The sequence below is a fragment of the Dyadobacter diqingensis genome (assembly GCF_024220585.1).
GTDB lineage: Bacteria > Bacteroidota > Bacteroidia > Cytophagales > Spirosomataceae > Dyadobacter > Dyadobacter diqingensis.
Window position 1 is genome coordinate 1412522 of record NZ_JAMXKF010000001.1, and the last position, 22362, is coordinate 1434883.

At 43.4% G+C, this 22362-nt stretch carries 12 protein-coding genes; 10 read left to right on the top strand and 2 right to left on the bottom strand.

The genetic code is table 11. The features are described 5' to 3' along the window. The first annotated feature begins 78 nt into the window (after window positions 1–78). The 6 genes from M1L62_RS05585 to M1L62_RS05610 all read left to right on the top strand — a co-directional run bounded on the left by M1L62_RS05585 (window position 79) and on the right by M1L62_RS05610 (window position 13186). Window positions 79–1116, top strand: a complete 1038-nt coding sequence (locus M1L62_RS05585) for a LacI family DNA-binding transcriptional regulator (RefSeq protein WP_254412015.1) — start codon at window positions 79–81, stop codon at window positions 1114–1116. Window positions 1117–1525: 409 nt separating this feature from the next. After that, complete coding sequence (locus M1L62_RS05590) at window positions 1526–4603, top strand: SusC/RagA family TonB-linked outer membrane protein (protein WP_254412016.1); 3078 nt, start codon at window positions 1526–1528, stop codon at window positions 4601–4603. Window positions 4604–4614: 11 nt separating this feature from the next. Further along, window positions 4615–6261, top strand: a complete 1647-nt coding sequence (locus tag M1L62_RS05595) for a RagB/SusD family nutrient uptake outer membrane protein (RefSeq protein ID WP_254412017.1) — start codon at window positions 4615–4617, stop codon at window positions 6259–6261. Window positions 6262–6546: 285 nt separating this feature from the next. Then, complete coding sequence (locus tag M1L62_RS05600; RefSeq protein WP_254412018.1) at window positions 6547–8394, top strand: 3-keto-alpha-glucoside-1,2-lyase-like domain-containing protein; 1848 nt, start codon at window positions 6547–6549, stop codon at window positions 8392–8394. A 92-nt stretch (window positions 8395–8486) separates the two neighbouring features. Continuing rightward, the gene (locus M1L62_RS05605; protein WP_254412019.1) at window positions 8487–10433 is read left to right on the top strand and encodes a c-type cytochrome; all 1947 of its coding nucleotides are present in this window, start codon (window positions 8487–8489) and stop codon (window positions 10431–10433) included. Window positions 10434–10636: 203 nt separating this feature from the next. Further along, on the top strand, window positions 10637–13186 hold the full coding sequence (locus M1L62_RS05610; protein WP_254412020.1) for a hybrid sensor histidine kinase/response regulator: 2550 nt from the start codon (window positions 10637–10639) through the stop codon (window positions 13184–13186). Here the strand turns inward: M1L62_RS05610 and M1L62_RS05615 are convergent. Continuing rightward, window positions 13174–14538, bottom strand: coding sequence for a sigma-54-dependent transcriptional regulator (locus M1L62_RS05615; RefSeq protein ID WP_254412021.1), 1365 nt, complete (start codon window positions 14536–14538; stop codon window positions 13174–13176). The genes M1L62_RS05610 and M1L62_RS05615 overlap by 13 nt on opposite strands. Window positions 14539–14668: 130 nt before the next feature. Next, complete coding sequence (locus M1L62_RS05620) at window positions 14669–14974, bottom strand: hypothetical protein (protein ID WP_254412022.1); 306 nt, start codon at window positions 14972–14974, stop codon at window positions 14669–14671. Between the two features lie 1389 nt (window positions 14975–16363). Between M1L62_RS05620 and M1L62_RS05625 the strand changes: the two genes are divergently transcribed. The 4 genes from M1L62_RS05625 (at window position 16364) to M1L62_RS05640 (ending at window position 22338) form a co-directional block, all read left to right on the top strand. Continuing rightward, window positions 16364–19069, top strand: a complete 2706-nt coding sequence (locus M1L62_RS05625; RefSeq protein ID WP_254412023.1) for a putative Ig domain-containing protein — start codon at window positions 16364–16366, stop codon at window positions 19067–19069. A 221-nt stretch (window positions 19070–19290) separates the two neighbouring features. Next, window positions 19291–20019 (top strand): ferritin-like domain-containing protein, encoded by a 729-nt coding sequence (locus tag M1L62_RS05630; RefSeq protein ID WP_254412024.1) that lies wholly within the window; start codon window positions 19291–19293, stop codon window positions 20017–20019. Window positions 20020–20049: 30 nt separating this feature from the next. After that, window positions 20050–20835: a ferritin-like domain-containing protein gene (locus M1L62_RS05635; protein WP_254412025.1), complete on the top strand. Its 786-nt coding sequence runs from the start codon at window positions 20050–20052 to the stop codon at window positions 20833–20835. 270 nt (window positions 20836–21105) lie between these two features. Then, complete coding sequence (locus tag M1L62_RS05640) at window positions 21106–22338, top strand: sulfite oxidase (RefSeq protein WP_254412026.1); 1233 nt, start codon at window positions 21106–21108, stop codon at window positions 22336–22338. Window positions 22339–22362 lie beyond the last annotated feature (24 nt).

Here is a 22362-nt window from a genome sequence, read left to right on the forward strand (position 1 = left end):
AAATAACTTAAATGAAAATTCATTGGGATCAAGTGGTTCTGATGAATTTTCATTTTTATTCTATCCATATTTGTAATAATGCCGGCCAGTAAGACGAGTAAAAAACTTTCCATCCGTGACATCGGACGAGAATTAGGGATATCCATAACCACGGTATCCTTCATTTTGAATGGGAAAGCAAAGGAGAAAAGGATCAGTGAGGCACTTACTGAAAAGGTTCTGAAATTTGTAGAAGAGGTTAATTTCAAACCCAACATGATGGCGCAGGGATTGCGGACGGGAAAGTCCAAAATCATTTGCCTCATGGTTGAAGATATCTCCAACAACCTTCTTTTCGCCCAGGTGGCGCGCCTTATTGAAGAGGAAGCGCACAACAAGGGTTACCGGATTATTTATTGCAGCACCGACAACAAAAAGGAAAAAGCGCTGGAACTGATCCGCCTGTTCCGCGACCGCTCAATTGATGGCTACATCATCACTCCTCCCGAAGGAATCGAAAATGAAGTACAATCGCTGATCAACGAAGGCATTCCGGTTGTTTTGATCGACCGCAACCTGCCCAAGCTGAAATGCAGCCATGTGGTGATTGAAAACCTGAACAGCACCAATGAGGCCATCAATCACCTGATCGCAAATGGCTTTAAAAATATCGCTTTTGTAACGCTGGATTCAGAACAGACCCAGATGGCAGACCGTTTGGGCGGTTACGAGAAAGCCTTATCGGATCACGGCTTAAAACCTTACATTAAAAAACTTGGTTTCCACGAAAGCCCCGAGCAGAATATCCGTGAAATTGTCTCCTTCCTTGGGGAAAATAAAAATATTGACGCTGTTTTCTTTGCCACCAACTACATCGGGGTCTGGGGTCTCCAGGCCATCAAAATTCTCAATCTGCGTATTCCGGATGACATTGCCGTCATTTCTTTCGACGATCAGGACCTTTTCAAATTTTACAGTCCTTCCATCACGGTCGTGGCCCAGCCCGTACCGGACATTTCCAATCACATTATCAAATTGATGCTTAACGCACTGGAAGAAAAAGATACAGGCGTACACGAAATTGTTTTACCTGCAAAACTGATTGTAAGAGAGTCTTCTTCACTAAAAAACACCTGAAAAATCCTATCTGTAAACATGTAATTTCGAGATAACATTTGCATGATACTAAGATAACATTTAACTTGGCATCCAAATTGGAGCCAAGAGTTCTTGTTATGCCGCTCCCGGAATCAGACATTGATTCTATATAAAATCCCTACTATTTCTGTTTTTATTACAATTTATTAAAAACAAAACATTTAAAAATAGAAAAATGCTAAATCGATTTAGCGATATTATAGAAATGTAACTTTTAAAATATTACAAAAACAAGAAATAGTTAGGCTTACACATAATTTCTTATTTCAACCAATCCCTTATAAACTTTTGTAAACCCATGAAAATAAAATAATTCCCTGCTCACTTAGTTAAAATTTACTAAAACGATTTAGCGCCTATCAATTATTCTTAAACAGATCTAAGTTTCATGAAAAGAAAAGTACTCGTAAATCATTTCAGGCCCAGAAGCGGGAAATTCCGGATGTTATGCCTGAGTTCCCTATCACTGGCCCTATGTTTTTCCGCACCGGCAACCCATGCTGAAAACGGAAAAAAAATGGTGACTCCATTGATTACGAACAATGCTTCGGCAGAAGACATTCAGGTAAAAGGGAAGGTAGTTAGTGCCAAAGACAAAAGTGGTCTGCCTGGTGTTTCCGTTATCGTAAAGGGAACTTCCAAAGGTGTTACTACCGATATTGACGGAAACTACTCCATTGCAGTAGGCAGCGCACAGGACGTGTTGGTCTTCTCATTTGTAGGAAGCATCACGCAAGAAGTTGCCGTAGGTACCAAATCAGTAATCGATGTAGACCTGGCTGAAAACGCAAAATTGCTTGACGAGGTTGTGGTTGTAGGGTATGGTACCCAAACGAGAGAAAGAACCACTTCGGCAATTGCCAACATTACTTCTGACAACTTCAACAGATCCGGTGCACGTAACGCGATGGACCTTATCCAGGGAAAAGTTGCCGGTTTGAGCATCAACAGAAGCGGTTCTAACCCAAATTCGGGCGTTTCCATGCAGCTGCGTGGGGTGACGTCGCTTACAGGTGGTTTGGCTCCGCTTGTCGTTATTGACGGTATCCCGGGTGGTAACCTGGATCTTTTGCAACAGGACGACGTTGAGTCGATCAGTGTTTTGAAAGATGGTTCTGCGGCAGCTATTTATGGTACACGTGCCAATGGTGGTGTAATTCTGGTAACAACCAAAAAAGGAAAAGCCGGCAACGCGAAGTTCGATTACAATACTTATTTCAGAAAGGAATATGTGCGTAACCGTCCTGACTTCATGAATGCTGACCAGTACCGCGCCAAAATTTCCGAAGGTATCATTCCAAAAAGCGCTGATTATGGTTCTACAACGGATGCATACGATGCTTTGATCAACCACGGTAATCTTAGCCAAAACCATAACCTGGCGATGTCGGGTGGTGGAAAAAGCACAACATACCGCGCAAGTCTTTACTATCAGGATTTACAGGGTATTGCAAAAGAAAATGGTCGTAAACAATATGGCGGTCGTTTAAGCATCATGCAAACCGGTTTGAAAGACCGTTTGACAGCGCAGGTTAACTTGGCAACCAACTTCAACAAAGCCAACCGTTTAGGTGGCGGCGGCTGGGAAGGTTCGCTGGTTAGAAACCCGACTTTGTCATTCTACAATCCTGACGGGACTTATTACTTCGAGCAAACAAGTACCAACGAAGTAGCACGTTTGAAACAGGAAACAAACCGTCGTCAACAGCAGACAACTTCGGCTGATGCGAAGTTGAATCTGGAAATTATCCCTGGTTTACAGGCGTCTATTTTCGGAGCCGTGCAGCGTGACAGCTATGTTGATGGTGCTTACCGCTCTCTTGCTTCTGAATTTTCAAAAGAAAACGACGTGTATCCAAACGGAGGTTATGCATCCAGAAATACCTATCTGAAAAATAACTATACGGTTGAACCGACAATCTCTTTTGACAAAACATTTGGTACGAACCACACCATCAATGCCGTGGGAGGTTACAGTTATCAATATGCTGTCGAAGAAAACTTTGCAGCGGCTAACTATGGTTTTGTGAATGACATTTTCGAAGAAAACAACCTGGGCGCTGGAAATCAGCTTGTTGTAGGAAAAGCGACCATGAGTAGCGGAAAAGGTGATAACACCCTGATCGCATTCTTTGGAAGAGCCAACTACTCTTTCGCTGATAAATACATGGTTTCTTTGATTCTTCGTCATGAAGGTTCTTCCCGTTTCGGTGTGAACAACAAATGGGGAAATTTCCCGGCTGCGTCTGTGGGCTGGAACCTGAGCAAGGAGAAATTCATGGAAAACATCAAATTCGTAAACAGTCTTAAATTAAGAGCCGGATTTGGGGTAACAGGTAACCAGGAGATTGCGAACTATTCTTCGCTTGTTACATTGGGAACCGGTGGTGTGTACATCAACCCCGATGGAGAATGGAGACAAACTTACGGTCCTAACAGAAACCCGAACCCGAATCTTAAATGGGAACGTAAAAAAGAATATAACCTTGGTGTTGACTTCGCTGTATTGAACAAAAGATTGAGCGGATCTCTTGATGTCTTCAAACGTGTTACCAGCGATCTGTTGTATGAGTATACATCACAGTTGCCTCCATTCGTACGTGAGACGATTTATACCAACGTAGGTTCTATTTCTAATAAAGGTATCGAACTTACTTTGAGTGGTGTGGCTGTTAAAACAAACGATTTCAGCTGGAATATCGATGCAACCGGAAGTTATGTTACAAACCGGGCTGACGATCTATCCAACGATGTATTTAAAGTAGAAGCAATTTCTACGTCCAGCATCGGTGGCTACGGAGCCCTGGGACAAGCAATCCGCATCGAACAAGGCGGAAAACTGGGTAACTTCTACGGAAAGCGTTTTGCCGGATTTACAGAAGACGGAAAATGGTTGTTCTATAACCGTAAAGGCGAAAAAGTAAGATTCGATCAGATCAATAACTCAAACGATCCTAACGTATCAGATCTTTCTGTGATCGGGAATGCTATTCCAAAGATCAACGCATCGTTGACCAACAACTTTACCTACAAAAATTTAAGTCTTCGTGTGTTCCTGAGAGGCCGTTTCGACTACGACATTCTGAACACGATGGACCTTTCTTATGGCAACAAAGTTTCGCTTCCAAACAATTTGCTGAACAGCGCTTTTGGAAAAAATGCAAAGCTTAATGATACGTACCAGTACTCTGACTACTACCTGGAATCGGGAAGTTTCCTAAAACTTGACGAGATCACTTTGAGCTACAATTTCAATCTTAAAAGTGATATTATCCGCTCTCTTCGTGTGTACGCAACAGCATCAAACCTTGCCACATTTACCAAGTACACAGGTAACGATCCTGACTTCGTAAATGACACAGGTCTTGGAAGAGAAGACGACGAACAACGCCGCTTAGGTATTGACGGTCGCAGCGCTTACCCGAACACCCGTTCCTTCTTAGTAGGTCTTAGTTTTGGTTTTTAATGTTAACAAAAATGATAAATTTTAAAAAAGCATTCAAAATTGCAGCAATGGCTTTGCCTTTGTTCGCAACAACTGCCTGTACCGATCTGGACGAAAACATATACGATCAGCTGGTAACAGACAATTTCTATAACAATAAAAATGAAGTTCTTTCCGCAGTACTTCGTCCTTACACCCATGCAAACGCATGGGCAACACCGGGGCAGGATGGCTGGTGGCGCTTAAACGAGCTTTCAGCGGATCAGCTTGCCTGGCCGGTAAAAGGTCGTCACGGGCAGGATGGCGGAAAGTGGCTACGTTTGCATTACCACAGCTGGACTGCCGATGAAGATGCCGTATGGGGTGCTTGGAGATTGATGTGGTGGGGTCTTGGTCTTTGTACCGATCCGATCGAAGCTTTGGAAAGCCGCACACCTGCTTCCATGGGTATCACCGACACCGAAAAAGCAGCTTACGTGTCTGAGCTAAAACTTTTACGTGCCTTCCATTACCTGAAAATCATGAGCTTGTTTGGTAACATTCCAACCGTTACCAAAGTGGGAGATCCTGTAAGCCCTCCTACCCAGCCACGTGCAGAGGTTTTCAAGTTTATCGAAAAAGAAATTCTTGATAACATTGCAGCGGCTCCGAAACTTTCACAAGGAATGATTGGTCGTATGACTCAGGCGGGTGGTTATGCCATGCTGGTTGAATTGTACCTGAACGCAGAAACCTGGACAGGAACAGCACGTTGGGATGACTGCGTTGCAGCTGCCAACAAACTGATCAACGGCGAAGCCGGTGGATTGAACGGTGCTCCTTCATTGGATGCCAACCTGACGGATACGTACAAACCAGCTAACTTCCAGTCAAAGGAAATTTTGTTCCAACTTGCTTACGAATTCAAAAAAGCGACGTTCCAGCCACAGTGGACAGGAGATTTCTTCCACTTCCAGCAGCGTTTTATCTACGGCGGTGCGCGTAACGGAAACGACGGTGTTGTTGTAATCCCTGGCGTTTACACAACCTTCAAAAACGCAGATAAGAGAAAGAAAGAGTGGATTCTGGAAGGAACGCAATATCAGTATGCTGACCCTACAAAACCGGTTCTTGCCACAGGAGGAAATGAATACGACAACCAGCCGCTTGTTTTTGTTGATAACATCCGTAAAAACAAAACGCTTCAGGCCGGACAGGACCCATCCACTTTGGCTTCTGACATGACACAAGGCGAAGAAAACAGTGGTGTGCGTTTCAACAAATACAAACTGGGTGCACTCGAAGATCCAAACTACAATGGATGCGACTGGGCGATCTATCGTTTGTCGTGGGTAATGTTTGCAAAAGCAGAAGCCCTTATGCGTAAAAACGGTAAGGTGGCAACACAGGAAGCTGTGGATCTTGTAAACCAGGTAAGACAGCGTGCTTACACGTCGGATGCATGGGCTACTGAAAAGTACACAACCGCAACTTTGACCCTGGACGAATTGCTTGCTGAACGTGGACGTGAGTTCATCTTCGAAGGTTTCCGTCGTGATGATTTGATCCGTTTTGACAAATTCACATCAGGAACCTGGTGGGATCACAAACCAACCGAATCATTCAAAAAGCTTTTCCCGATCCCGCGCAGACAGATCACGCTTAACGCGAATCTGAAACAAAACGACGGTTATAACTAAGAAATAATTATTCCTTACACTTAGCTTTTCTTACAAATCCAACGACGGTTCATGTTCAGTACCGGCCGTTGGATTTGTTAATTTCTTAAAGTGCACGTGTTGATTCTCCCCAATAGAAATTATGGAAAAAGCAAACCTTCATATTATTTCTTAGCAGTTCAATATTAGCCTTTTAAAAAATGAATCAGAAAATGATTTTCCATTCAAAAGAAATGTGATTTTCCCGATTCTTATATCGTAATTTGTTCCTCTTTTTATTATAAACCAATTAAGCTTACTTACTGTATGTTTAAATCAAACCGTTTCTTTTTACAATTTATCGCCTGGGGTCTGGGAGTGATAGCGGTGCAATCTGCTTTTGCACAGGCTATTCCTTTGGACGATCTCAGCGCATTCACCAACAAAGCCGGCAATTGGAAAATTGTGGGCGATGCCTCTGTCGACATTTCAAAAGTAAATGTTTTAAACACCAAACCTGGTAAAGGCGTATTAGCCTGTGTTCACGAAAAAGGTAAATACGGCCAGGAATATGAACTTGTATCGAATTTCAAACATGGAGATCTGGACCTTGAACTGGATTTCATGCTGACAAAAGAATCTAACTCCGGAATTTATCTCCAGGGCAATTACGAAGTACAGCTATTTGATAGCTGGGGTAAAAAATCAGCCAAGTACAACGACAACGGTGGTATTTACGAACGCTGGAACGACTCAAAACCTGAAGGCGAAAAAGGTTACGAAGGATATGCACCTCGTTTCAATGTTGCCAAAGCACCAGGTTTGTGGCAAAACATCAAGATTTCTTATCAGGCTCCGCGTTTTGACGCTGCCGGCAAGAAAATCGCCAACGCAGTATTCCTGAAAATTACCCTGAACGGTGTAGTGATTCATGAAAACGTAGAAGTAAGCGGCCCGACACGTGGCTCACTGACAGCAGAAGATGTTGCCTCAGGTCCTCTTCGTATCCAGGGTGACCATGGTTCATTGGCTATCAAAAATATTGTGATCAATAATTTTGACAAGAAGCCGGGAACGTTATCAGACCTGACTTACAAGACTTTTTACGGTAGTTTTGGCAAAAACGAAGATTTCTCAAAACAGACTGTTGCTGAAACCGGAAAGGCCAACGCAATTACCTGGGAGATCCTGAAAGAAAACAATAACTACGCTTACGTTTACAACGGAAAATTCAATGCACCAACCGAAGGCGAGTACACCTTCAGATTGCAGTCAGCGGGTAATGCATATGTAAAGATCGACGGACAAGATGTTTTGCCGGCAGAATCAAGAAATAACAATATGTTCCGTGTAGGAAAAGTAACGCTTAAAGCAGGTGCTCACGCGATCGAATTGTTAAACAGCAAAACAGAAGGTTATATGAGACCGGGTCTTGCTCTTTGGGTTGCCGGTCCTGGTTTCAGAGAAATTTCTTTGAACACGGCAAGCTCTGTAACAACAGGCGGTGGTGTTGACCCGATTTTGATCGCGGCTCCTACCAACACGATTATGCGCAGTTTCATGGATTTCAGAAAAAATCCGTCTGCAAAAAATGTACGTATCGTACACGCAGTTTCTGTGGGAAGCGCTTCAAATCTGCATTATACTTATGACCTTGAAAAAGGAGCAGTGTTGCAGGTATGGCGTGGCGAATTCCTTGATGCTACACCGATGTGGCACGAGCGCGGCGACGGATCTTCCCGTCCACGTGGTAGCGTGACACTTTTGAACAATGAAATGTTCCTTGGAAAAACAAGCGGACAATCTGCCTGGACGGCTGATACAACGGGTAGCGGTTTCCGTCAAAAAGGATATTCTTTAGACGATACAGACGCTCCGACTTTCAACTACATCGCTTTCGGATCACCTGTTTCTGACCGTGTTTCGGTTATCGACAACAAGTATTTCGAGCGTGAAGTGAAGGTAGCAAACCCTGTTAAGGATCTTGTGGCAAGACTGGCTGAAGGTACTTCAATCGAAAAAGTTTCGGAAGGACTTTACGCAGTGAACAACAAATCATATTTCATCCAGCTGACAGACAAATCGGTGAAACCAGAAATCAGAACGGTTAATGGTACCCAGGAGCTGATCGTTCCGGTGAAAAATGGTGAAGTGAAGTATGCCATCCTTTTCTAATCTGAATTCAAATCAGGTCAGAATCACAAATTAGTTAACAGATAATCCGGCAAACCCGGCCTCCAAGGCCTCTTGCCCTATCCTATATACCAATGAAAAAAATTGCTCAGATAGCATTAATCATTTTGGCGGCTCTACCGATGGTAAAAGCTCAGGAATCGCCGAAAGAAGAAGATTTTTACAAGATCATCACTCCACCGATTCCGGAAGGGATTGTATTGGAGGTAGGTGGTCTGACGGCTTTGCCTAACGGATCTTTGGGAATTTCAACACGCCGCGGAGATGTGTGGATCGTTGATAACCCGACCAGCCGCACACCTTATTTCAGAAAGTTTGCAACAGGTCTTCACGAAGTACTTGGTCTTGCTTACAAAGACGGCGTTTTGTACTGTGCGCAGCGTGGTGAGCTTACCAAGCTGATCGACAAAAACGGCGACGGAAAGGCAGATGTTTATGAAACAGTATATTCATGGCCATTATCAGGTCACTACCACGAGTATTCGTTCGGCCCGAAAGTGGCACCTGACGGAAGTTTCTTCGTGAGCGGTAACGTAGCTTTTGGTGACGAAGAATGGTGGAGAGGCGAAAGCCGTGTTCCAGGCCGTGGATGGATTTTCCGTATTACGCCAGAAGGAAAATTTGAACCTTATGCAACAGGTGTTCGCTCCCCTGCCGGTATCAGCATGATCTCGGGAGAGCTTTGGTATACCGACAACCAGGGTGACTGGATGGGTACAGGTGGTATTTTCCCTGTAAAAAAAGGTGGTTTCATGGGTCACCCGGCTGGTTTGAAATGGGCTGAATTGCCAAATTCTCCTGTTAAACTTACTGAAAAACAATTCTTCGCTGAGCGTGATAACCGCCAGGAAAGAGATGCCAACAACCGTGCGATCAAACCTGAAAACACGCGTAACGAAACACCTCAGTTTCTTTATCAGTTGAAAGAAAAGTATAACATGGTACAGCTTCCGGCTGTATGGCTTCCTTACGGTGTGCACGGAGTTTCGACTTCTGAGTTGATTAAAGACGAAACAAATGGTGCTTTTGGTCCTTTCACAGGCCAGGTGTTCGTGGGTGACCAGGGACAGAGTAACATCATGCGTGTAGTACTTGAAAAAGTAAAAGGTGAATACCAGGGTGCTTCGATCGGATTCCGCAGCGGATTCCAGTCAGGTGTTTTGCGTATGGCATTTGACAAAGACGGTTCTCTTTTTGTAGGAGAAACAAACCGTGGATGGGGTTCAGCGGGTGACGCTAACCAGGGCTTGCAGCGTTTGGTTTGGAATGGTAAAATGCCATTTGAAATGTATACCGTTAAGGCACAGCCTGATGGTTTCGAAATCGAATTCACTTTGCCGGTTGACCGTAAATCAGCGGAAGATCTTGATTCTTACAAAGTAAGCAGCTACCTGTACAAGCACTACCCGGTATACGGAAGTCCTCCGATCGATACACAAGACGTGACTGTAAAAGGTGTGAAAGTATCAGAAGATGGTAAAAAAGTAAGAGTGGTATTGGAAGGCATGCGTCAGTATTATGTACACAAAATCCAGTTGGAAGGTGTACGCGCGGCTGGAAACTACTGGTCACTGGTTCACCCGGATGCTTATTACACTTTGAACAATATTCCTGATGGCGAGAAATTGAAAGTTTCAGAGCTTAAAACAACTAGATCAGGAAATGTTAAAGCGGTTGAAACAGCACCTGTAAAAGAGCACGTTTCTCCGGATGGAAAAGGTAAAACACCTGCTCCTACAAAAGCAGCGGCGGCTTCAAAAGCACCAACCTGGGACGAAGTAAAACCACTTCTTGCTAAAAATACATGTCTGGCTTGCCATGCCGTGGATAAAAAAGTAGTAGGCCCAGCTTATGTTGACGTTGCAAAACGTAAATACAGCAACGAAAAAATCGTTGAGCTGATCTACGCACCAAAGCCTGAAAACTGGCCTGATTATTCGACACCAATGGCTCCAATGCCACAGGTGCCTAAGGCAGATGCAATGAAAATTGCTGCCTGGATTAATTCATTGGCAAAATAATTTGCTCAGGAAATAAAAAAGTAAAAAGCAGGCCGCTTCCAGACAGGAAGTGGCCTGCTTTTTTATGGATCAACCTGTAATTACAATATGTAAAATACGGGATTGTAGTGTTAGTCACAACACGTGCAGGCCTTGGGTTTTGCAAAAAGTAAACGTTTTTTTTGCAAAATTGCGTTACTATCTAATAATCACTGTTTTTCAATATGTCATCTTTACGTAACCGTTCCATTTCAAAGTCTGTCAAAGGCAAAGTGCTGCTGGGGTTTCTGGTCGCTTTTGTTGCCCTGGCTTCTTCGTGGGTGATCAGTAAGGTGGCTTTTGAGAATATGCTGGACAAACTGGAAGAACTTTCCACACCGAGCGAGAAGCTCAGGATCGTAAATAAAGTTTTCAAGGATATTCTTCAGTTGGACCAGTTGCAGAATGCACGTCCATCTCCGGAAAAACAGGATTCCATTAAACAGCAGTTTTTCTACCAGTCGGCGCAGCTGCAAACGACCCTCGACACGCTCAGTTTTTTCTGCCGCGACAGTAAATTACAGGTAAGCAGGATTGACTCGATGAAAATCCTGCTTATGGCGCGCGACAGTATTTACAGCGATTATGTGCAGGTCCGCTCGAAACTGGTCAATAATAAAGCCCTTTCTGATGAAGTGCATTCCATATCCGGATTGATCACGACCAAAAAGAAAGCCAAGCCGGATAGTACCATCATCACGACGGAAAGAAGAACCACCACCACAACCGTTTATACCGAAACACCCGATTCAGCGGTGCCGACAGGTGAGAAAAAAGGATTTTTCAACCGTGTTTTTGGCTCTAAAAAGAATAAAGCTCCCGTAGTTATACCAACACCCAAAATTGTCAGAAAAGAAGAGATTACCTCACACATTGACACCCTTTCCGTTGCACGGGAAGACAGTGTCATCGAAAAAGTGGGCGTAGCCGTTCAGGCTATTGAAAAATCTCAGCGGATGCGGACCGATAAGTTTGTGAACCGCGAACAGGAACTGACCAACGCCGGCAACGCGCTTGTGGGACAGCTCAGAGGTGTTATGCAGGAAGTTCAGGGGGAAGTCGTGCGTCAGGTAAGTACGGATGGTTTGCAGGCCCAGAATATGGTAGGAAAAAGTATAAACCGGATCGAATATGTCATGATCGGGTTTTTCTTCCTGACTGCCTTACTCGCCTATTTTATTTTTACAGATATTACAAAAAGCAATAAGTACCGCTACGAACTCGAAGAAGCAAAGGAGGAAGCAGAATACCACAGCATGGCAAAACAGCGTTTTTTATCAAACATGAGCCATGAGATCCGTACGCCGCTGCAATCCATTATCGGGTATACGGAAGCTTTGAAAAAGGATGAAAAGCCAAAAAAGGAAGATCTGGAAACGCTTCATTCCGCTTCTGAACATTTACTTTATCTTGTCAATGAGGTATTGGATTACAGCCGGATTATCTCCGACCAGTTCACGTTTGAAGAGCGAACTTTTGCAATAACACCATTGCTGGTGGAAGTTGTGAAAATGCTGCGCCCAACCGCCTCATCCAAGTTGCTGGTGCTGACACTTGAAAACAGTTTAAATCCGGATTTATATCTCAAAGGAGACCCCTTTCGTCTGCGACAGATTTTATACAACCTGCTGACCAACGCCATCAAATTTACAGAAAGCGGGGAGGTTGTCCTTCGTACAAGCGGTGTTACCAAAGGCAATGCAATTCGGGTACAATTTGAAATAAAAGATACGGGAATCGGGCTTTCCAATGAGCAAATGCACCGGGTTTTTAATCAGTTTGAACAGGCAGATCCCTCCATTGCACGCCGTTTCGGAGGCAGTGGCCTGGGTTTAAGCATCGTGAAAGCGCTGGTCGATGGCATGGGTGGCAACATTACAGTATCCAGCGAGCTCGACAAAGGAACGACTTTTAAAGTGGATGTCAATTTTGAAAAATCAGAAGCTCCGTTAAACCAGCCTGATGAATTAAAAGACAAACAATATAACATAAAAGGCAAGGTATGGCTGGTTGATGACGACGCCTTTATCCTGAAATGGTGTGCATCTATTTTAGCCTCCCATGATATTCCGCATCATAGTTTCTCCTCAGCCGAAGAGGTTTTGAGCACGGAGTGGGACGATCAGGTTACCGTAGTACTGACGGATATGCGGATGCCGGGCATGAATGGAGGCGAGTTGTGCAAACGCCTTCGGAAAACGGTTCCGGCCTTTGTGAAGATCTATGTTTTAACTGCCCAGGCATTGCCCGAAGAACAGGTGAAATTAATGGAAATGGGGTTTGACGGGATTCTGATGAAACCTTTTCACTCCTATGAATTACTGGACCTGCTGCAATCCACTTCCGATAACCTGCCGGTTGCCGAAAAAACATTGCAAACCTCCGTCCCATCAGACGAGCCAGACCTTAGTTCGCTCCAACAAATGACTTTTGGCGATGAAGCACTGCTGAAAGAAATACTCGAACAATTTGTTAAAGACACCCGTCATGATCTCGATCGTCTAAGACAGGACATTACCGACAACCAGGAAAATATACCCGAAGTTGCGCATAAGTTATCCGGCCGAATCGGACAAATCGGTGCGTCAGCGCTGTCGGCAAGGTTCAGGAGATTTGAAGTTTCACTGCGTGAAGATCCGGAAAGTATTTCCAGAGAAGAATTGGAATCTGCCATATCGCAGGCAGACTCCCTTATTGATCATATCGAAGGAAAAATTCTGTCTTACTCGATCTGATACTTTTCAATTTTGTAATAAAGCGTTTTGCGATCGATATTGAGAAGTTTTGCCGCCTTACTCTTGTTGTAACGCACATCCTGCAATACCTTTTCGATCATCTCCTTTTCATGCGTTTCCTGCAACAGTTTCAGGTCAGATCCTCCTGCAACAGGTTTGGCAGCAACCGTTTCCATGGTCGTGATCATTTCCTGAGGTAATGCTTTCAAATCGGCTGTTTCTTCTTTTGAAAGCAAAACCAGCCTTTTGATCACGTTATTCAATTCACGGAGATTGCCCGGCCAGTCGTATTTTAGGAAAATGTCCATAACCTCTTTCGAAAGCTGCTGCACATTTTTGTCGAGTTCCTGATTTGCCTTATCAATAAAGTGCTGTATAAAAACACCAAGGTCCTCTCCCCTTTCACGAAGTGCCGGAACCTGGATCTTGAATTCGTTCAAACGGTGGTATAAATCCTCCCTGAAATCCCCGCTCGACGATATCGTTAAAAGATCTTCGTTGGTCGCCGCGATCAGCCTCACATCCACTTTCACGGGCTGTGTGCTGCCAATCGGAACTACGATTCTTTCCTGCAAGGCGCGCAGCAACTTAATCTGCACATCATATCCCAGGTTTCCTATCTCATCCAGAAACAGAGTTCCTCCATCCGCGGCTTCAAACTGCCCGATCTTATCTGACAAAGCGCCTGTAAAAGCACCTTTTTTATGTCCGAAAAGCTCGCTCGCGGCAAGATCTTTGGATAATGACCCGCAGTCAATCGCCACAAAAGGACCATCACTACGCTTGCTTAATCTGTGAATAGACTTTGCAACGTGTTCTTTCCCCGTTCCGCTTTCTCCCTGAATAATCACCGACATATCCGTAGGAGCTACCAGCCTTACATATTCATAAAGTTGTTTGGATATTTTACTACTGCCTTCAATAAATTCCAGGGATTGTTTTTCCGGTTTTTTTGTAGTTTTCACAGAAACCGCTGTTTTTCTGTTCAGGGCCTCTTTCAACACCATCAGCAACTCCTCGGGGTTAACCGGTTTTGTAATATAGTCAAAAGCACCGCTTTGCATTGCGTTCACAGCCGTTCTAATATCATTAAAACTGGTCATGATCAGTGCAGGCGTGCGATTTCCTTCTTCGCGCAATAATTTTAAAAGATCGAGAGAATTTCCATCCGGAAGACGATAATCCAGCATAAGTACTGCGTAATCATCTGGTGCGCCAGCTTTCGTACGAATAGCTTCTTTTGCACCGGCAATTGTTGAACAGACCTGTACTTCATGCCCATGTTTACCAAGGAAATTACTCAGTAGTTTGGAAAATGTAGTATCGTCTTCAACAAGCAGCAAATGAGCCATATGGGCAATATAAATTAGTGATTAAAAATATTCTTTAATTAACGATTTACCAGAATGTAAAATTGCAAAAATTAACGCCAAAAAGCCGGAGAAATCTCCGGCTTTTTGGCGTTAATTGATTTATTCTCTTCTATTCTACCTTTCTACCGTCTTTATCAAGATTAATTTTGGTTGTTTCGCTCCCCTTTTTCAGCGATATCTCAAAATACTGTGTTTTATCCTCCTTCGTAATTATAAAAGCTTCGGTAATATCCCACCCCGCATAAACATCGCTGGCAAGTGTTGTCTTTATCGGCTGCGGTAAATCCTCCGGTCGCACCGACACTTTGTCTTGTACTACAAATTCTACAAATGATGAAATTTTTGAAGTACTAGCCTCCGCAGAAACGAACGAAACTAACGTTAACGCTATGGCTGATATGATTAGTCTTTTCATGATCTTGTTGATATTAAGTTATTTACGGCCACTACTTTATGTTGTAAACAATAAGGTATCTTACAAAAAAGATGCCTGCAAAAAGTTAAAAACTAAACCATTACAAATCAAATGATTACAAGCAACATTGTTCTGACAAATTCTAACAATTTGCTGAATTTAACTACACTTCGTTTCGGAATTATCTTCTTCCTTTGAGACAAAGGGCCAATAATCATTCTGAATTTCAGGCAGGTATGCTAAAACTATATCGAAAATTAATTTTTATTTTTTCTACTTACTAATTATATAATTCTAAAAAATTTATATATTTACACCGAAGTTATTAATCGATTTGTTGTAGAATAAATATTACTTAATAAATTTTTCTACCAAAACATAGACTCAGGTAATTGTTAAAGACATTCTGCTTGAAAATATTACCCTTAATTCTTGAAAAGTTATAGAAGAACCTTTACTCAACGTTATATAAATTCTTATTTTTTAGTTTCAAAGAAAAGCTGAACGGAGATATCTTTTCGGCTTTTCTTTATTTTATCGATTTCAATTCTTTAAAATCTACCTCTCCATAAAAACGATCCACTGCTGATTGTTCAAATTGATTCTCATCGAACAGAGCCCAAAACACCTTCTGGCATCCTGACAATACCGTTTAATAAGTTTATTTAAATCCGGGTAAAATTTTCAGATAAAATTGTGTAACTACTTGTTATTAATTGTAGAAATTTTACTATGTTTATGGTAGCGATAATCATTATATCTGCACAACCACCGCAGACTTATTTTTATATTGTAGACATTAAATCATTACAGCATGAATATTTTTACACATTATACCATACAGAATAAACTACGAAAGACGGCTATAAATAAAGTTTAGAGCGCATTTTCGGACTCGTTAATACCTTACCCACAGAAAATTGCCGATTACAGTATTATTATTTCTTCGGCCTATTAGTCTGGTCCGTAGCAATTCCGTTACGGCATCCGCAACAAATTCAAGCAGTATTCAGCTTCCAAAAAGTTGAGGAACTATCGCTTTGAATTTTCTTATGTTTTTCCACTGATGTAAAAATCAGAACCAACTTAGTCCATATATTTCTCACCATAATATTACCATTTATGATTAACACATCACAACTTTTCCCTCCACCCGCCGGAAGGGGAAAATATGACAAACAACTAGGGAATCAGTTCCTGTCGTGTTCATATTTCCAATGTTGTTCACCACCAAAATAGCCTCGTTTAAGATTTAGCTGCTTTAAAACATTATCCAATTGCCCGCAGGTTTGAAAAAATATTCAAATCAAGATCGGGAGAGTATTGCCTTTAATTCCAGTTTGTATTGCATTTTTTACTAAATATTTCTCACTATAAAATTTGTTACCCATGAAGATTTTTATTCGACAACCTTTAAATAGACATAGTTATTGGCTCACGGCCGGACTGAGTTTGGGTATGATGCTTTCCTCTGCAATATCACATGCACAAACCAAGACTTACGCAACTGGGAACATCACCGGTGGAAGAGAAAATGTAGGTAATGTATTGGGACTAGGTTATTCCCCGGGTTCGTCGGGAATATCGTCTCCTGTACTCTCACACACCACAGGGGTAGGAATATTCGAAACTTTCCGTTTTTTCTATGGTAACGGCATTTTAAATTCTTCAACTGTAACTCCGGCAACTGTTACTGCCAGTAGACTTGTAGGAGTTAGCTTAGGGGGTATTGACCTATTGACACTTGCGGGCGGAGACGCATACATTCAGTTCCGCTTTCCTGGAACCAACCCAATCGCAGCAAAAACAACGTCCTTTATCAAGCTTGGTGCAAAACCAACCGGTTCCGGACTTGCCATTCCAGTTGGAGGATTACTATCCCTGGGCGATAACAATCCATTGGTTGGAGAAATTTATAAGGATGCCGGTGCATACAGTTTGACTGGCAACGGAAACCAAAATCCCGGAACAAAGTTGGCTGGTACTTTTGAGACAAAATTACTGGTAGATCCGGCCGGAGTATGGCATGCTGCCGTTACGCCATCATCAACCGATGCCTACAATTCTGTCAGACTTAAAGTAAGAATTCCATCTGACTTATTGGGTGTTAACGTAACCAACACCACAGCGGCAACAGTTTTTAATGCTTTTACCTATGCTACGGAAGGAGCTTTATGCAGCAACCGTCCGGCCTTTACTGACGAGGGAAACATCGATGGTTTGGTTACCCTTAATGCATCTGCGCTAAAACTGGTAACACTCAACCAAATCGTGAATAACCCGGTTGGAGCAATTGATACCGATCCTGCAACCTATTCCTCTTTTTCATCAGGGGTAGCCAGCGCAGGTGTAGCTTCAACAGTTTCACAAAATATTTATTTTGATCATACCGCAGCTGCATCAGACGGGGCAACAATTAAGTTGTCGCTGTCAACCGGACTTTTAAGTTTAAACGTTCTGGGTGGAGGGATTACTTTTAAAGCGTATAAAGGCTCCGTACACGTCGGAACTGACCAAACCGTTGAGGGAAGCTTACTGGGACTTAACCTTGCAGATATTATAGCAGTAAACGGTTTCAAAACTGTGAACACCACATTTAAGCCAGGTGTTGAGTTCGACAGAGTTGAGGTGGTGCTTAACGGAGGTCTTGTTAGCCTTGGTGTCATTAGTGATGCAGTCAGACTTTTTGATGTACAACTTTCAGCTGCTGCCCCTACTTTATCTTCGTCACTTCCTCTTCAAGCCAACAATAGTGTGACGGTTTATGCGGGACAAACTTTGCCTACAATTGGCGCAGTCTCAGCTGGCAATAACATCTTATGGTATGAAGGTGACAGCGAAACAGCTCTGGCGCCGGCAGCGGCCTCACCAGTTAATCTGCCTGTAACATCCATTGCTACCGCAGGTTCATACGTCTACAATGCGGCTGCGCAACGCCCTGGCTGTACCAACATTTCAGCCAAGATACCTGTCAATATTACCGTGCTTCCATTAAGTCTGTCAACCTTGCCTAATGGAAATCTTTCCAGCGCTTACGCATCTGGGAGTCCGGTAGCTGCCAGTGCAGGTCGTACGCTTAAATATGAAATTGTGAGTGGAGCTTTACCAAACGGAATAACGTTAAATGAAACAACCGGCGTTTTGGAAGGAACACCTGCACAATCCGGCCCATTCAACTTCTCAGTAAAAATTACTGACATTACTGTACCAGCCAGCCCGATCGATGCAGGCACGCATGCCTTCTCGCTGACAATTATCACAAACCTTGCAATCACGGGTGGAGCTTTCCCGACAGCTGTAAAAGGAACTCCTTATTCTCAGTCGTTGCCAACAGGTTTGGGCGCTTCGGGTGGTGTACCTCCTTACGTTTACGAGATCGTGCCACCAAGCTCAGGAGGAGCAAGATTAAGTGCTGTTCTGGAATTGCCGGCAACCTTTACGTTATCGCCGACGGGTGTTCTTAGCGGCACGCCAACTGCCACTGGTAACATCACATTTACTGCAAAAGCAACCGATGCTGAGAACAATGTTACACAAGCCAACTTCACAATTGTTGTTGACAATCCTCTGCCTGTAACACTTACTTCTTTCTCTACTGCAAAAGAAGGCCAGACTGCTTTGCTTAAATGGTCAACAACTGCGGAAACGAACAGCGACCACTTCGAAATCCAGCGCAGTCAGAATGGTAAATCATGGGGTATGATCGGTACGAGAAAATCAAATGGCGAGAGCTCATCACTGCAAAGCTATAACTTCACAGATTCAGAACCTTTGGACGGTGAAAACCTGTATCGCCTGAAAATGATCGACCGTGATGGAACATTTGCTTACAGCCGCATTGAGTCGTTGACTTTCGAAGGCCTGACTGCATCATTCCATCCAAACCCTGTTGCAGAGAAACTGGTAATAACTGCCGGCGATTTCAGCAAGGTTAAAAACATTCAGATCTACGATGCAAGCGGTAAAACTGTTTACAAATCTGCTGCTGCACCAAGTGCTGAAATCAACGTTCAAAATCTTTCGGCTGGTCTGTACGTAGTGCAGGTGGTACGTACAAACGGAACAGTGATTACGCATAAGATCATTAAACAATAGTTTAGTAAAAACATTGTTTTTTATATACAAAAATGCCCCGGAGATATCTCCGGGGCATTTTTGTATATAAATGTTACCAAATCAACTATCACAGAAACATACGGAATAGCAAATAAATCAGAAGTTTTTTTCCAAACATTGATCTAAAGCAAAGGTATGGTCGTAGGTTTTTCAAATAATCTTTTCGACGGGCGAAAGGAAAATCGTAACCTTTAATTGCTATGATCAATAATAAAAATTCACAAAAAGACTCCGATACCAAGGGAGGTCAGGAATCGGTTCTGAACAGACGGCTCTTCTTACGCTCGGCGGGTGTTGCAACAGCGGTTGGTACGCTTGCTCTTGGCGCATGTAAAGATGACGACGACGATATGGTGACGCCACCAACAACAACTGTTGACCTGGGCAAAGATGATGTTGGTATCCTTAACTATGCCTACGCACTGGAACAACTGGAAGCAGCGTTTTACGAACAAGTTGTAAAAACGCCTTACATGGGCATCACCGCAGCCGAAACAGCAATCCTTACCGATATCCGTGACCACGAAGTTATCCACAGAGATTTCTTCAAGGCAGCATTGACAGCAGCCGCACCAACACAGATTATTCCCGCACTCGAAGTTGATTTTTCTTCTATTGATTTCACAAACCGCGCCAAAGTACTTGGGGCTGCGAAATTATTCGAAGACACCGGAGTAGCCGCTTACAATGGCGCAGGTAAATTCATCAAAAACGCAACATATCTGACATTAGCCGGAAAGATTGTTTCGGTAGAAGCACGTCACGCTGCTGCGATCAGTGATCTGATCACGCCTAAAACTGCTGATTTTGCAAGCGATACACAAATCGATCCTAATGGCTTGGACAAGGCAATTCCTTCGGCAACAATTTTGGCGGCAGTTCAGCCCTATCTTAAAACAAAGATCAGCGGTGCCAATTTACCTAAATAATTTTCCAACAGATTTCAACTTTTGACCGATATGAATATTTTCAAAATAATAGATGAGATTCAAAAAATAGATGGTGACGCAGTGGACCGTTTGGAACATGCAACACGCCGTCATTTTATGAACAGAATTGGAAGTAAGCTTGCTGCCGTAGCAGTGCCAACAGTTTTTGCTTCCGTTGTCAACAAAGCGTATGCGCAGTCAGCCGGTGCGATTGATATCTTAAACTTTGCACTTACGCTTGAATATCTTGAAGACGAATTTTATCAAAAAGGAAATGCGGCCGCAGGCCTTATCCCTGCCAGCGATAAAACGATCTTTACGCAAATTGGTAAACACGAAACACAACACGTTGCCTTTCTAAAAGGTGCTCTGGGAGCAAAAGCAGTTGCCAAACCAACATTTGACTTTACTGGAAAAGGTGCTTTCGCAACCGTTTTCACTAATTATAATACTTTCCTTACCGTTTCACATGCATTAGAAGACACAGGCGTCAGAGCTTACAAAGGACAAGCCGGCGGCCTGATGGGAGATCCTGATTTGCTTCAGTATGCATTGCAAGTGCACTCTGTTGAAGCAAGACACGCCTCTATCGTTCGTAAATTACTGGGTGCTGCTACCGGCAAACCTGAAATCAAATCATGGATTACAGGCAAAGCAGGTGCACCGGAAGCTGTGTACGCAGGCGACGATAACAAAGTACAGGGTGGTGTTGATCTTACCGGACTAGCTGGGAAATCGGATGCGGCTATTACAGAAGCGTTCGACGAACCATTGACAAAAGAGCAGGTTTTAGCAATTGCAGGTCTGTTTCTTTAAGAATTAATGCATTTGATGAATATAGAATAACTCCTTCCTGTTGAACATATACATGCACGATTAAGTGATAGTGAAGTTCAAAGTCAGTGTTACACGCTATAATTCATGAAAAGCTTAAAAGGTTATCCTTAGGTAGGATAACCTTTTTCTTGTTTAAATGGCATCAATGAGCGGAGTAAATTCAGTAAGTTTGGATCATTAACCGCTTTGACAAGCAAGGTTTCTTTAAACCCTAACGTTATCATTACCTACTAAGCTTAACCTGATTCTATGAAATCGCATTTTGACAGACGTGGTTTTCTAAAAAAAACCAGCCTCGCGGCACTGGCTGCAACGCTGGGAACTGACATTGTTTTTGCCGATAAACTGCCAAGAAAATATATGCCTCTTGCCTTTGGAGAAAAAGACGCTCTGAAAGGTAAAAACACCAACATGATTGTGCAGGGCGACCGCCCCTGGAATGTGGAATCGCCGCTTGATTTGCTGGACGACCGCATCACCCCGGTTGACAAAATGTTTATCCGTAACAATGGCTTGATCCCTGAAACGATCGATGTTAAAAACTGGACATTAACCATCGACGGAGAATCTGTAAAAGCGCCTAAAACCTATACGCTGGCCGATTTAAAAAAGAAATTCAAATCCTATACTTACCAGCTGACGCTGGAATGCGGCGGAAACGGGCGTTCGGGTTATTACCCGCCTACTTCGGGAAACCAGTGGGGACAAGGTGCCGTACATTGCGCGCAGTGGACGGGTGTCCGCTTGAAAGATATTCTGGCTGATGTCGGGCTAAAAAGTGATGCGGTTTATATCGGTTATCATGGGAAAGACATCCACTTAAGTAAGGACCCTAAAAAGGAATCCATATCAAGAGGCGTGCCGATTGCCAAAGCGATGGAAGACGAAACATTGATCGCATGGCAGTTAAACGGTCAGGATATCCCCGAATTTCATGGTTTTCCGTTAAGACTTGTCATCGGCGGCTGGCCGGCTTCTGTATCCGGAAAATGGCTTAGCGGCATTTCTGTACGCAACAAGGTCCATGATGGTGCGAAAATGGAAGGACACAGTTATAAAATGCCGCGAAATCCTGTTGCACCGGGAACGGAAATTCCGACAACGGACGAGTACTACCGGATCATCGAATCCATGCCTGTTAAATCCATGATCACTTTTCCAAAAACGGGCGCCGTTATTCCGTCAGGAGAAGTTTTGCCTTTACGCGGACATGCCTGGGCGGGAGACCATGCAGTAAAAAAAGTGGAAGTTTCCATCGATTTTGGTTCAACGTGGCAGGACTGCAAGGTCGAAAATCCTGTTAACCGTCTGGCGTGGCAGCACTGGAATGCCAATATCAAATTCCCTGTAAAGGGTTATTACGAAGTCTGGGTGCGCGCTACCGATGAAAAAGGTGTGTCTCAGCCCATGGTTATTCCTGCATGGAATCCGGGAGGTTATTTGAACAATGCCTGCGAGCGTATTGCCGTAAAAATATCATAGCCATTTCAGAAACTAAATTCAAAT